10 protein-coding genes and 1 riboswitch are annotated in these 12954 nt (G+C 61.4%); of the genes, 1 reads left to right on the forward strand and 9 read right to left on the reverse strand.

Translation table 11 applies throughout. The features are described 5' to 3' along the window. Positions 1 to 31: 31 nt before the first annotated feature. Together alaS and ltaE are read right to left on the reverse strand one after the other, a co-directional pair. Complete coding sequence (gene alaS, locus PspR76_RS23600; RefSeq protein ID WP_159959180.1) at positions 32 to 2650, reverse strand: alanine--tRNA ligase; 2619 nt, start codon at positions 2648 to 2650, stop codon at positions 32 to 34. 146 nt (positions 2651 to 2796) lie between these two features. Then, positions 2797 to 3801, reverse strand: a complete 1005-nt coding sequence (gene ltaE, locus PspR76_RS23605; RefSeq protein ID WP_159959182.1) for a low-specificity L-threonine aldolase — start codon at positions 3799 to 3801, stop codon at positions 2797 to 2799. Between the two features lie 191 nt (positions 3802 to 3992). Then, a riboswitch (FMN riboswitch) is annotated at positions 3993 to 4162 on the forward strand. 113 nt (positions 4163 to 4275) lie between these two features. Here ltaE and PspR76_RS23610 point away from each other — a divergent pair. Beyond that, positions 4276 to 4785, forward strand: coding sequence for a 6,7-dimethyl-8-ribityllumazine synthase (locus PspR76_RS23610; RefSeq protein WP_065874001.1), 510 nt, complete (start codon positions 4276 to 4278; stop codon positions 4783 to 4785). Between the two features lie 179 nt (positions 4786 to 4964). On the opposite strand, the gene astE is transcribed toward PspR76_RS23610, so the two are convergent. The 7 genes from astE to PspR76_RS23645 form a co-directional block, all read right to left on the reverse strand. Next, on the reverse strand, positions 4965 to 5969 hold the full coding sequence (gene astE, locus PspR76_RS23615) for a succinylglutamate desuccinylase (protein WP_159959184.1): 1005 nt from the start codon (positions 5967 to 5969) through the stop codon (positions 4965 to 4967). Positions 5970 to 5980: 11 nt separating this feature from the next. Beyond that, the gene (locus PspR76_RS23620) at positions 5981 to 6271 is read right to left on the reverse strand and encodes a hypothetical protein (RefSeq protein ID WP_003214319.1); all 291 of its coding nucleotides are present in this window, start codon (positions 6269 to 6271) and stop codon (positions 5981 to 5983) included. 38 nt (positions 6272 to 6309) lie between these two features. Then, on the reverse strand, positions 6310 to 7656 hold the full coding sequence (gene astB, locus PspR76_RS23625; RefSeq protein WP_159959186.1) for an N-succinylarginine dihydrolase: 1347 nt from the start codon (positions 7654 to 7656) through the stop codon (positions 6310 to 6312). Between the two features lie 207 nt (positions 7657 to 7863). Beyond that, complete coding sequence (astD, locus tag PspR76_RS23630) at positions 7864 to 9333, reverse strand: succinylglutamate-semialdehyde dehydrogenase (protein ID WP_162530311.1); 1470 nt, start codon at positions 9331 to 9333, stop codon at positions 7864 to 7866. Then, positions 9330 to 10355: an arginine N-succinyltransferase gene (gene astA, locus PspR76_RS23635; RefSeq protein ID WP_159959190.1), complete on the reverse strand. Its 1026-nt coding sequence runs from the start codon at positions 10353 to 10355 to the stop codon at positions 9330 to 9332. The genes astD and astA overlap by 4 nt, the downstream gene beginning before the upstream one ends. Before the next feature lie 53 nt (positions 10356 to 10408). After that, on the reverse strand, positions 10409 to 11428 hold the full coding sequence (gene aruF / locus PspR76_RS23640; protein ID WP_159959192.1) for an arginine/ornithine succinyltransferase subunit alpha: 1020 nt from the start codon (positions 11426 to 11428) through the stop codon (positions 10409 to 10411). Between the two features lie 256 nt (positions 11429 to 11684). Next, positions 11685 to 12905 (reverse strand): aspartate aminotransferase family protein, encoded by a 1221-nt coding sequence (locus PspR76_RS23645; protein WP_159959194.1) that lies wholly within the window; start codon positions 12903 to 12905, stop codon positions 11685 to 11687. Positions 12906 to 12954: the final 49 nt, after the last annotated feature.

Here is a 12954-nt window from a genome sequence, read left to right on the forward strand (position 1 = left end):
ATGACTAGACCATGGGCTCATGAACAGCGCCTTAAATGCCAGCCTCGACAAACGGCACGGTCAGGGCCAGGGCCGCGTCCAGGGCACCGGCGTCTACACCACCGCCTTGCGCCATGTCCGGACGACCACCGCCCTTCCCGCCCACTGCCGCGGCGGCTTGCTTCATCAAATCACCGGCCTTGAGTTGGCCAGTCAGGTCTTTGGTTACACCGGCAACCAGAACGACCTTCTCCTCATGGACACCGCCGAGCAGGATCACTGCGCGGCCGAGCTTGTTCTTCAACTGATCGACCAAGGCCAACAGCGCCTTGCCATCCTGACCGTCCAGGCGTACTGCCAAAACCTTCACACCCTTGACGTCCAGGGCAGAGGCCGACAGATCGTCGCCCGCCGCACTGGCCGCCTTGGCCTGCAACTGCTCCAGCTGTTTTTCCAGCGCACGGTTGCGCTCCAGTACGGCGGACAGCTTGTCGACCAGGTTGTCACGGCTGCCCTTGACCAGGCCGGCCGCTTCCTTGAGTTGTTCTTCAGCCGCATTGAGGTAAGCCAGGGCCGCAGCACCGGTAATCGCTTCAATACGACGCACACCCGACGCCACACCGCCTTCGCTGATGATTTTCAGCAGGCCGATGTCGCCGGTACGGTTGGCGTGGATACCGCCACACAGTTCTACCGAAAAGCTGCCGCCCATGCTCAGTACGCGCACTTCGTCGCCGTACTTCTCGCCGAACAGCGCCATGGCGCCTTTGTTCCTGGCCGTCTCAATGTCGGTTTCTTCGGTTTCTACCGGGGTGTTCTTGCGAATCTCGGCGTTGACGATGTCCTCCAGCGCCTTGATCTGCTCAGGCTTGATCGCTTCAAAGTGGCTGAAGTCGAAACGCAGGCGCTGGCTATCAACCAACGACCCCTTCTGCTGCACATGCTCACCCAATACCTGACGCAACGCGGCGTGCAGCAAGTGAGTGGCCGAATGGTTCAAAGCGGTTGCATGCCGTACGTCGGCATCGACCTGCGTGTCCACCGGCGCGCCGACGGTCAAGTTGCCCAATACCAACACACCGTGGTGCAGGAACGCACCGCCGGTCTTGGTGGTGTCGCGCACTTCAAAGCGACCGGACGTGGAGCTCAGGAAGCCACAGTCACCGACCTGGCCACCGGATTCGGCGTAGAACGGCGTCTGGTCCAGGACCACCACAGCCTCTTCGCCTTCGTTCAACACGTCGACCGATTTGCCGTCTTTATAGATGGCAACAATTTTGGCCGAGCCAACGGTGGCCTGATAACCGGTGAATTGAGTGGCCACATCCACCTTGACCAAGGTGTTGTAGTCCAGGCCAAAGGAGCTGGCGGAACGTGCGCGTACACGCTGGGCTTCCATCTCACGCTCAAAACCGGCTTCATCGACGGTCAGCTCGCGCTCACGGGCGATGTCGGCGGTCAGGTCCATCGGGAAACCGTAGGTGTCGTACAGCTTGAACACCACATCGCCCGGCACCACGGTGCCTTTGAGCTCAGCCAGGTCCTGCTCGAGGATCTTCAGGCCGTGCTCCAGGGTCTTGGAGAACTGCTCTTCTTCAGCCTTGAGTACGCGCTCGATGTTGGCTTGCTGCTGCTTGAGTTCCGGGAAGGCATCGCCCATCTCGGCCACCAGCGCGGCAACGATTTTGTAGAAGAAACTGCCGGTGGCGCCCAGCTTGTTACCGTGACGGCAGGCGCGACGGATGATGCGGCGCAGCACATAGCCACGGCCTTCGTTCGACGGCAACACGCCGTCGGCGATCAGGAAGCCGCAGGAACGGATGTGGTCCGACACCACCTTGAGCGACGACTGATTGTCGTTGGCGCAACCGATGGCCGCGGCCGAAGCGCTCAGCAGGTTAGTGAACAGGTCGATCTCGTAGTTGGAGTGAACGTGCTGCATCACCGCACTGATCCGCTCCAGGCCCATGCCGGTGTCTACCGACGGCGCTGGCAACGGATGCAACACGCCATCGGCGGTGCGGTTGAACTGCATGAACACGTTGTTCCAGATCTCGATGTAACGGTCGCCGTCTTCTTCCGGCGAACCCGGTGGGCCGCCCCAGATGTCGGCGCCGTGATCGTAGAAAATCTCGGTGCAAGGGCCGCACGGGCCGGTATCGCCCATGGTCCAGAAGTTGTCGGAGGCGTAAGGCGCGCCTTTGTTGTCGCCGATGCGAATCATGCGCTCAACGGGCACGCCGATTTCTTTTGTCCAGATGTCATACGCTTCGTCGTCCGTCGCGTAGACGGTGACCCAGAGTTTTTCCTTGGGCAGCTTCAACACGCCGGTCAGGAAGGTCCAGGCGAAGGTAATCGCGTCTTTCTTGAAATAGTCACCGAAGCTGAAGTTACCCAGCATCTCGAAGAAAGTGTGGTGGCGAGCGGTGTAACCGACGTTTTCCAGGTCGCTGTTCTTGCCGCCGGCGCGTACGCACTTCTGGCTGCTGGTGGCGCGGGTGTAGGCGCGCTTTTCCTGGCCCAGGAAGCAGTCCTTGAACTGGTTCATCCCCGCGTTAGTGAACAGCAGGGTGGGGTCATTGCCTGGGATCAAGGAGCTGGAGGCGACACGGGTGTGACCTTGCTCTTCGAAGAAGCGAAGGAAGGCTTCACGGATTTCTGCGCTTTTCATTAGGTTCTTCCACGGAGGCTGCGGCCAAAGGCCAGTGCTAAACGTCATCAGACGGAGCGACGGCAAAGGGCCGCATTATATCGGCCCTTTGCCCGTGGTACAGCGTGTTTATGTGATAGAAACAGTCAATTAGACGGTCTGCACTGTCATTTTCGGGAAAACTCGACAAATGTCGCCAGCACTTGCTCGATCTGTGCCCGGCTGACGTCCAGGTGAGTGACCATGCGCAGGCGCGACGCGGCGCTCAACTTGATCCCGCGCTCGGCCGCAAAAGCCTTCAACGCCTGGGCCCGATCACCGATATCCACGTAGACCATGTTGGTCTGCACCGGCTCTACCCTGTAGCCGGCCTGGCGCAGTTCATCACCCAGCCATTGGGCATTGGCATGGTCCTCGGCCAGGCGCTGCACTTGGTGGTCCAAGGCATACAGCCCTGCCGCCGCCAGGGACCCGGCCTGGCGCATGCCGCCGCCGACCATCTTGCGCAGGCGCCGCGCCTTGGCGATCAACGCCGTGGTGCCACACAACACCGAGCCGATCGGCGCGCCCAGGCCTTTGGACAGGCACACCGACACCGAGTCGAAATGCCGTGCAATTTCCCGCGCATCCACGCCCAGCTTGACCGCCGCGTTGTAGAGACGCGCGCCATCCAGATGCAGGGCCAGCCCATGTTCGCGGGTAAACGCGCGGGCCTTGGCCAGGTATTCCAGCGGCAAGACTTTGCCCTGCATGGTGTTTTCCAGTGCCAGCAGGCGCGTGCGGGCGAAGTGGAAGTCATCGGGCTTGATGGCCGCCAGCACGTGATCCAGGTCGAGAGAGCCGTCCGCCTGCACCTCCAGCGGCTGTGGCTGGATCGAACCGAGCACTGCCGCGCCACCGCCTTCGTATTTGTAGGTGTGGGCTTGCTGGCCGACGATGTATTCCTCGCCACGCTCACAGTGGGCCATCAACGCCAGCAGGTTGCTCATGGTGCCGGTGGGCACGAACAGCGCCGCCTCGAAGCCCAGGCGCTTGGCCAGTTCGGCCTCCAGGTGGTTGACGCTTGGGTCTTCGCCGTAGACGTCGTCGCCGCTGACGGCGCTGGCCATCGCGTCACGCATGCCGGGGGTGGGTTGGGTCACGGTGTCGCTACGCAGGTCGATCACAGACATGAAACGCGCCTCTAACGGGTTAGATAAGTTCCTTTTGTGGATGATTACTGCGGGCAAAGCCACGGAATATCAAGCCCTGGCTGAATTCAATCGAATACCAACCAAACAAACCGATATAGGTTATCGATACGGCAATCGTGCAGTTTGTGAAAAACCGTGTTAAAAACTCTCCGCCGCCAGGGTTCTGGCGGCAACGTTCTCAGGGCGGGGTGCAATTCCCCACCGGCGGTAATTGCACGCAATGTGCATAGCCCGCGAGCGCTTGGCGCTTCGAACTGCTCACGCAGGACGGCGACAAGGTCAGCAGACCCGGTGTGATCCCGGGGCCGACGGTCATAGTCCGGATGAAGAGAGAACGGGATTGGCACCTAAGGGCCGCACGCTGGGTTCATGCTTGCATGACGTAGCGGTTCGTACCCTTAAATCCCATTCGATTCATAACGCCCTGTTTTTTTCTTAAACAGGAGTCAGAACATGCAACCCACCGCAATCGACAGCAAAAGCAAAAACCATCACGGCGAGCGCGTCGCGTTTATCCAGGCCTGCTGGCACAAGGATATTGTCGACCAATCGCGCAAAGGCTTCCTCGCCGAAATGATCGCCCAGGGCTACCAGGAATCGGACATCGATTTCTTCGAAGTCGGCGGCGCCTTTGAAATGCCCCTGCACGCCAAGCTGCTGGCCAAGACCGGCCGTTACGCCGGTATCGTTGCCGCCGCACTGGTGGTGGATGGCGGCATCTACCGCCACGAATTCGTCGCCCAATCGGTGGTCAGCGGCCTGATGCAAGTGCAGCTGGAAACTGAAGTGCCGGTGTTCTCGGTATCGCTGACACCGCACCACTTCCATGCGGGCACTGAGCACCACACCTTTTTCTACGAGCACTTCGTGCACAAGGGCCAGGAAGCTGCGCGTACCTGCGCCGACACACTGCACAAGGTTCGCGCTATTCGTCGCAGCGAACCGCGTGCCGTAGCCGTCTAAGCAACACCACAAAACCCAGCCTCAGAGCTGGGTTTTTTGTGGGAGCTGGCTTATGTGGGAGCTGGCTTGCCTGCGATAGCATCACCGCTGTGTGACTGACATACCGAAGTGACGGCATCGCAGGCAAGCCAGCTCCCACACAAATCAGCACCCACAATTGACCGAGACAGTACCGGGCCTCAAGCCAACCCAGCATCCGTAGTCGGCACAATCAATATCCCTGCGCGCAAACCATTCTTCACCTTCGGGTTCGGGAAGATGATGCGGGCGCCCTCCTCCTCGATCACCCAGCGGGTCTTGGCCACGTCTTCGGCCAGCAGATAGCCCTTCGCCAACGGCGAAAAGTTTTCCACATCAGCCGGCAAGTGCAGCAGGAACGCGTCGCTGTGCTTGATCACTTCACGCGACACTGCAAACAGCTGCAGCCCTTCCAAGCTCTCGGTGGCAGGCTCGGTGCCTTCGATGATCTGCTTGAGGCGCGCCTCCAGGCGGGAAACATCCACGCCCTGGTTCTGCCCGAACGGCCGCGCCTTGCCCAATTCCAGGGTGAAGGCTTCGGCGTCCAGTTGCTCGTAGGTAAACGCGTTGAAGGTGATCGAGGTTTTGTTCTGCAGCAACACGGCCTGCATGCCGGCCGCGCACAGGCGCGCCAGCTCGTGGCGCGAATGCTGACGACCTTCTTTCCACGGGTACAGCGCGAACTGCTCGATCTTCGAGCCGCGAATGGCAGTGTGCAGGTCGTAATGCAGACGCGGGCGGCCCGGCAAGCTGAAGAAGCTGCGGGCCAGTTGCTCAAGCTCGGCGGCGCGCATGGCCTCCGGGCCGATGTTTTGTTCGTGACGGCCGTTGAACAGCCGGTTGACGTCCAGCTCAACGTAACGCTCGCCGCGGCGCATGGCCTCGGGGTTACCGAACAGGAACAGAATGCGATTGCGGGGCTTGATCTCCCCACGGGCGATGCCATGCAACAGGCGGTCGAGCAGTTCGATCGGCGCGGTTTCGTTGCCATGGATGCCGGACGACAGCAGCAAGTCGCTGCCGTTGTCCTGGGCCTGCGGCGGGCGCACTTCAAGCGCGCCCTCGCTGAGCCAGCGCATCTGCACGCCGTCGACAGTCAGTTGAATTTTTTGCGCCGGTTCGCGACCGGCGAGGGTCAGTTCAAGCAGTTTGCCGAGGGCGAGCATAAGCGGCTTCCTTAGTGGTTGCAGCCAGGGCCATGGACGTGATCGTCGTCATCACCTTCGACGTCGGCCGGTTCCATTTCCAGCTGCAGGCTCATCAGGTTGGTGGCCAATGGGCGCATCAGCAGGTTGGCGTACTCGGCGTCGCCTTCTTCCACGTCCACACCGATCAGCAGTTGGCCACGGCCGTCGTGCTGGATCCAGATCTCCTTGCCCTGCCAGACCACGGCGACGCGGGTGCAGGAGGTTTCCAGCTGGGTGCCGTCGGTGTCTTCAAGGATCAGTTTCAGGGTGTCGGTGGTCATAAATAATTCTCAGCCATAGGGTGTAAAAAGAGGTGGCGTTAATTGATCTGGAAAGGATAAACCGAGCCCAGTTTAAGGATTTGCGTCAGTTCATCCAGTGCCGTCCGGCACTCAAGCAGCAATTGCGGGTCAGCCAGGTCGGTTTCACGCAGGCTGTCGCGGTAGTGCTTGTCGACCCATTGGGTCAGTGTCTCGTACAACGGCGCGGTCATGATAACGCCTGGGTTCACCGCCGCCAGCTCAGTTTCATTCAAGGCCACACGCAAACGCAGGCACGCCGGCCCGCCGCCGTTTTGCATGCTTTGCTTGAGGTCGAACACTTTCACTTCGCGAATCAGCCCACCCGATGCCGTCAGGCCTTGCAGGTATTGCCAGACGCGTTCGTTGGCGCGGCACTCTTCCGGCACGATCAGCAGCATCGAACCGTCAGGGCGGCTCAGCAACTGGCTGTTGAACAGGTAAGAACGCACCGCGTCCTCGACACTGACCTGGGCGCGAGGCACGCACACCGACTGGAAGTTACCGCCCAGCTTGCCCAACTTGCCTTGCAGTTCACCCAGCATCTGCTCGGTATTGAGGAACGCGTCCTCGTGATAGAACAGCACCTCGCCGTTGCCCACTGCGATCACGTCGTTATGGAACACGCCAGCATCGATCACTGACGGGTTCTGCTGAGCGTAGACCACGCCGTCATCCTTCAAGCCGTGCAGGCGCGCGACGGCCTGGGAGGCTTCAAGGGTCTGGCGCGCCGGGTATTTCTGCGGCGCCGGGTAACGGGTGTCGAACGCGCTGCGGCCGAACACGAAGAACTCGACGCCCGCTTCGCCATAGTCACGGCAGAAACGCGTGTGGTTGGCCGCGCCTTCGTCGCCGAACTGCGCCACCGCCGGCAACGCGGCGTGGTGGGCGAAGTGCTTCTGGTCGGCAAACATCGCGCCCAGCACGCGGCTGGTGGTCGGGTGCTCAATGCTGCGGTGGTATTTGCAATTGAGGTTGGCGGCGGTGAAATGCACGCGGCCATCCGCCGTATCGGCGCTCGGGCTGACGGTGGCGGCGTTGGCCACCCACATGCTCGAGGCCGAGCAGCTGGCAACCAGCAGCGGCATGGCTTGCTTCGCCGCTTGCTGGATGACTTGAGCGTCGCTGCCGCTGAAACCGAGGTTGCGCAAAGCCGCCACGTCAGGCCGTTCCTGCGGCGCCAACACGCCTTGCACAAAGCCCATGTCCATCAGGGCTTTCATTTTTTGCAGGCCCTGCAGCGCCGCTTCCTTGGGGTTCGAAGACTGCTGGCTATTGCTTTGGGACGCGACGTTGCCGTAGGACAAACCGCCGTAGTTATGGGTCGGCCCCACTAGACCGTCAAAATTGACTTCATAGGATTTCATCGGCGAGGCTCCACGAACATCTGTTTTTATAGGCTTCAATAGCAGTCTTCACACCACCGCTACTCTCTATCTGTAAACCCGATCAACTGTGGGAGCTGGCTTGCCTGCGATGGCATCACCTCGGTTGTACTGGAAGACCGAGTCGCCTGCATCGCAGGCAAGCCAGCTCCCACATAAGCCAGCTCCCACATTAGATCGGTGTCACCTTCACTTCAGCGTAATGCCGGGGGTTAGCGTTGCCGGGACCACCAAACTTGGCGTCTCCAGCGACGCCACCGGGTACGCACAATAATCCGCCGCGTAATAAGCGCTGGCGCGATGATTGCCCGAGGCCCCAACACCACCAAACGGCGCGGTGCTCGCGGCGCCGGTCAGTTGTTTGTTCCAGTTGACGATACCGGCGCGGCTTTCCAGCCAGAACTGCTGGTAGCGCGCCTCGGAATCCGACAACAAGCCCGCGGCCAAACCGTACTGGGTGTTGTTGGCCTCGGCAATCGCCCCGGCAAAATCAGCGTAGCGGATCACTTGCAGCAGCGGGCCGAACAGCTCTTCATCTTCGCGCTCGGTCACGCCGGTCACGTCGATAATGCCCGGCGTCAGCAACGCAGCCTGATCCTGTGGCTGGGTCATTTCCAGCAGCGCCACGGCGCCATTGGCCAACATCAGCTCCTGCGCGTCCATCAAGGCTTTGGCCGCACCCAGGGAAATCACCGAGCCCATGAACGGCGCCGGTTGTTGGTCAAACGCGCCGACTGCAATCGTCGCGCTCACCGCCACCAGGCGCGCCAGCAACGCATCGCCCCACGCGCCTTGCGGCACCAACAGGCGACGCGCACAGGTGCAACGCTGGCCGGCAGAAATGAACGCCGACTGGATGATGGTGTAGACCGCCGCATCCACGTCAGCGACTTCGTCGACCACCAGCGGGTTATTGCCGCCCATTTCCAGCGCCAGGATCTTGTCCGGGCGACCGGAGAATTGTTGATGCAAGTGATTGCCGGTGCGGCTGGAACCGGTGAAGAACAAGCCGTCGATGCCCGGGTTGGCCGCCAGCGCGATGCCGGTTTCCCGCGCGCCTTGCAGCAGGTTCAACACGCCCGCCGGTAAACCCGCGTCGATCCAGCATTGCACGGTCAGCTCGGCGACTTTCGGGGTCAGCTCGCTCGGTTTGAACAGTACGGTATTACCCGCCAGCAACGCCGGAACGATATGCCCGTTCGGCAAGTGGCCCGGGAAGTTGTAAGGGCCGAACACCGCCACCACGCCGTGGGGTTTGTGGCGCAATACGGCGGTGGCGTCGCCCAACGGGCCGCTCTTTTCGCCGGTACGCTCGCGGTAGCTTTGCACCGAGATCGCGATCTTGTTGGCCATGCTGGTGACTTCGGTGGCCGATTCCCACAGCGGCTTGCCGGTTTCTTCACCGATGCAGCGGGCGATTTCATCGGCGCGGCTTTTCAGCGTGGCGGCGAAGGTTTCCAGCACGCTGATGCGCTCTTCCAACGGGCGCCGCGCCCAGCCTGGAAACGCCTGGCGTGCAGCCTGCACGGCGGACTCAACCTGCTCGGCAGTGGCGCCATTGCCGGCCCACAGCACTTGCTGGGTCACCGGGTTGCGCGATTCAAACAGTTCACCCTGGCCAGCCAGCCAGCTACCTGCGATATACAGCGAATTCATTATTTCGACTCCCGAGCAGCAGACAACGCAACAGCACGCACTTGATCACCCACCACCAGTTGCAGGCGTTTGGCGGTCTGCGGGTAGACCACCAAGGTGCCTGCCGCCAGCCGGGCCGGAGCGGCGGTAATGCGGCACTCCTCGCGCTTGCGGTTATGGATCAGGAACGGCGTGGCGTCGTCCCCCGGCGTGCCGATGGCCAACACCAGTGACTGACTGTCGCGCACCGCACGGATTTTGCTGGTTTCACACTCCACTGCCGGGCCGGCGTCGAAAATATCGACATAGCCCTGGTAGCTGAAGCCTTCGCTCTTGAGCATGCTCAGCGCTGGCTCGGTGTCCGGGTGGACTTTGCCGATCACATTGCGCGCGTCTTCGGACAGAAAGCAGCTGTACAGCGGAAACTTCGGCATCAGCTCGGCGATAAACGCCTTGTTGCCTACGCCGGTGAGGTAGTCGGCCTGGCTGAATTCCATCTTGAAGAAGTGCCGGCCCAGGCTTTCCCAGAACGGCGAGCGCCCAGCGTCGTTGGACACGCCGCGCATCTCGGCAATGATCTTGTTACCGAACAGCTGCGGGAATTCAGCGATAAACAGCATGCGCGCCTTGGCGAGCATGCGGCCGTTGAGGCCGTTGCGGTAATCGGCGTGCAGGAACAACGAGCACAATTCGGAATTGCCGGTGAGGTCGTTGGCCAAGAACAGCGTCGGGATCTCGCGGTAGATATTCAGCTCCTGGGAGGCGCTGACCGTCAGGCCGACCCGGAAGTTGTACCAAGGCTCGCGCAGGCCGACGGCACCGGCGATGGCGGAAATACCCACCACGCGGCCTTCGTCGTTTTCCAGCACGAACAGGTAGTCGGCATCGCCGCGCCCGGCTTCGCCGCGAAAGGTTTTTTCTGCCCAGCCAACCCGGTGAGTCAGGCGCTCTTCGTTGGCCGGCAAGGTGGTGAGGCCGGTGCCGGTGCTGCGCGCCAGATCAATCAGGGCCGGTAAATCGCTGCTGCGTACGGGACGAACGATCATGCTATCTCCTCAAACGGGCCGCTGCCTGGCAGCCACCCGCGACACTCAATTCTTTAAACCGCGACCAGGCGCACACTTGCGCCCTCGCCGACACCCAGGGCTTCAGCGGTTTCCAGGTCCAGGGTCACCGGTTTGCCGGGCGCGTAGTCCAGGTCCAGCATCACCGCGCGGTAATCCTGCAACTGCGCGTTGCTCACCAGGTACTGGCGGCCGGCGCCCTTGACCATCTCGCCGATCTTCACCGGCACCACGCGGCTCTGGGCGATCGAGCGAATGCCCGAGACCCTTGCGTGCAGCGTCGGGCCGCCGTCGAAGATGTCGATGTAATGGTCGGTCTCAAAGCCTTCACGCATCAGGATGTCGAAGGTGATCTGGGCACGCGGGTGCACCTGGCCCATGGCTTCCTGGGCTGCATCCGGCAGCAGCGGTACGTAGATCGGGTAGTGCGGCATCAGCTCGGCGAGGAAGGTGCGGCTTTTCAGCCCGCACAGGCGCTCGGCGGCGGCGTAGTTGAGGTCGAAAAAGTTGCGGCCGATGGCGTCCCAGAACGGCGAGTCGCCGTTCTCGTCGCTGTAGCCGACAATCTCGGTCACCACCGAGTCGGCAAAGCGCTCGGGGTGGCTGGCGACAAACAGCAGGCGGCCACGGGAGTTGAGTTCAGACCACGGCGAACCGACCAGCTCCGGCACCACATAAAAACTGGTGAGCAGGCTGTTGCCGGTCAGGTCGTGGCACTGGGACAGTACGTGGATCTTGTTGTGGATCTTCAGCTCGCGGGAGGCGTGCACGAAGGTTTCGTTACGAAAGCTGTAGAACGGCTCCGAATAACCGGCGGATGCGACGATGGCCGAACAGCCGGCGAGCTTGCCGGTCTCGGTGTCTTCGAGCACGAAGAAATAGCTTTCTTCACCGTTGAAACTGACCTCGGCCGCGAAGGACGCTTCGCTGGCGGCGATCTTGTCGCTCAGGCGTTCCACATCATCCGGCAAGGAGGTGACACCAATCGGGCTGTCCGCAGCCAGACGCTGTACCTCGCCCAGATCAGCCATTTGCGCGGGGCGCATCACCAGCATGGTGTCACTCCTTAACTCGAAAAACTCACAGAGGGAAAAATGCCGGACACAGGATCTGGATTCACACAGATCCAATGTGGGGAGTCTTTTGTGGGAGCTGGCTTGCCTGCGATGCAGACAACTCGGTGCAGGTGTTTCACCGAGTTGAGGCTATCGCAGGCAAGCCAGCTCCCACAGAAACCGGCTCCCACATTTGATTCGGTCCGGCATACAAAATTTTTGCTCGACGCCTGTTCACCAGGCGCCGAACGGTCCATCAGGCTTGCGTCAACGTCTTCACGGCACGCTCAAAACGATCCAGGCCTTCGTTGATGTCGGCCTCTTCCACCACCAGGCTCGGGGCAAAACGCACCACGTCGGGGCCGGCTTGCAGGATCATCAGGTTTTCTTTTTCGGCCGCGTTGAACACGTCCTTGGCACGGCCTTTGAACGCATCGCTGAGCACGCAACCGATCAGCAGGCCCATGCCGCGTACTTCGGTGAAGATCCCGTATTGCTTGCCGATCTGCTCCAGGCGCGCCTTGAACAGCTCGTGCTTGGCATTCACGCCGGCCAGCACTTCTGGGGTGTTGATCACGTCGATCACCGCTTCGGCCACCGCACACGCCAGCGGGTTGCCGCCGTAGGTGGTGCCGTGGGTGCCGACTACCAAGTGCTTGGCCAGGTCTTCGCGCGTGAGCATCGCCGCAATCGGGAAACCGCCGCCCAGGCTCTTGGCGCTGGTGAGGATGTCGGGCGTCACGCCGTAATGCTGGTAGGCAAACAGGTGGCCGCTGCGGCCCATGCCGGTTTGCACTTCGTCGAACACCAGCAGCGCGTTGTTGGCGTCGCACAGCTCGCGGGCACCTTGCAGGTAAGCCAGTTCGGCCGGCAATACACCGCCTTCACCCTGGATCGGCTCCAGCACCACGGCGCAGGTCTTGTCCGATACGGCGGCTTTAAGCGCATCCAGGTCGTTGTAAGGCACGTGGGTGATACCGGTGATTTTCGGCCCGAAACCGTCGGAGTACTTCGACTGGCCACCAACGTTAACGGTGAACAGGGTACGGCCGTGGAAGCTGTTCAGCGCGGCGATGATCTCGTACTTCTCGGTGCCGAAACGGTCGAACGCAACGCGACGGGCCAGCTTGAACGCGGCCTCGTTGGCTTCGGCGCCGGAGTTGCAGAAGAACACGCGCTCGGCAAAGGTGGCGTCGATCAGCTTATGCGCCAGGCGCAGAGCCGGCTCATTGGTGAACACGTTGGAGACATGCCACAGCTTGTTGGCTTGTTCGGTCAGTGCACCGACCAATGCCGGGTGGGCGTGGCCCAATACGTTAACCGCGATGCCGCCGGCAAAGTCGATCAGCTCGCGACCCGCCTGGTCCCACACGCGCGAACCTGCGCCACGCACAGGGATGAAGGCGGCAGGTGCGTAGTTGGGAACCATGACCTGGTCGAAATCGGCACGTTGCACCGGGGCTTGCTCAACGGACATCGGAGTCTCCTGAAGAGGAACGCCTGCCTGGAACTGGCAGACGATGCAG

The sequence above is a fragment of the Pseudomonas sp. R76 genome (assembly GCF_009834565.1).
Lineage (GTDB): Bacteria > Pseudomonadota > Gammaproteobacteria > Pseudomonadales > Pseudomonadaceae > Aquipseudomonas.

Bases quoted from the DNA above. Each gene is read 5' to 3' on its own strand.
- PspR76_RS23620 (WP_003214319.1), bottom strand. From the start codon at position 6,271: ATGACCACCGACACCCTGAAACTGATCCTTGAAGACACCGACGGCACC.
- astB (WP_159959186.1), bottom strand. From the start codon at position 7,656: ATGAAATCCTATGAAGTCAATTTTGACGGTCTAGTGGGGCCGACCCAT.
- astE (WP_159959184.1), bottom strand. From the start codon at position 5,969: ATGCTCGCCCTCGGCAAACTGCTTGAACTGACCCTCGCCGGTCGCGAA.
- astA (WP_159959190.1), bottom strand. From the start codon at position 10,355: ATGATCGTTCGTCCCGTACGCAGCAGCGATTTACCGGCCCTGATTGAT.
- PspR76_RS23645 (WP_159959194.1), bottom strand. From the start codon at position 12,905: ATGTCCGTTGAGCAAGCCCCGGTGCAACGTGCCGATTTCGACCAGGTC.
- alaS (WP_159959180.1), bottom strand. From the start codon at position 2,650: ATGAAAAGCGCAGAAATCCGTGAAGCCTTCCTTCGCTTCTTCGAAGAG.
- PspR76_RS23610 (WP_065874001.1), top strand. From the start codon at position 4,276: ATGCAACCCACCGCAATCGACAGCAAAAGCAAAAACCATCACGGCGAG.
- ltaE (WP_159959182.1), bottom strand. From the start codon at position 3,801: ATGTCTGTGATCGACCTGCGTAGCGACACCGTGACCCAACCCACCCCC.
- aruF (WP_159959192.1), bottom strand. From the start codon at position 11,428: ATGCTGGTGATGCGCCCCGCGCAAATGGCTGATCTGGGCGAGGTACAG.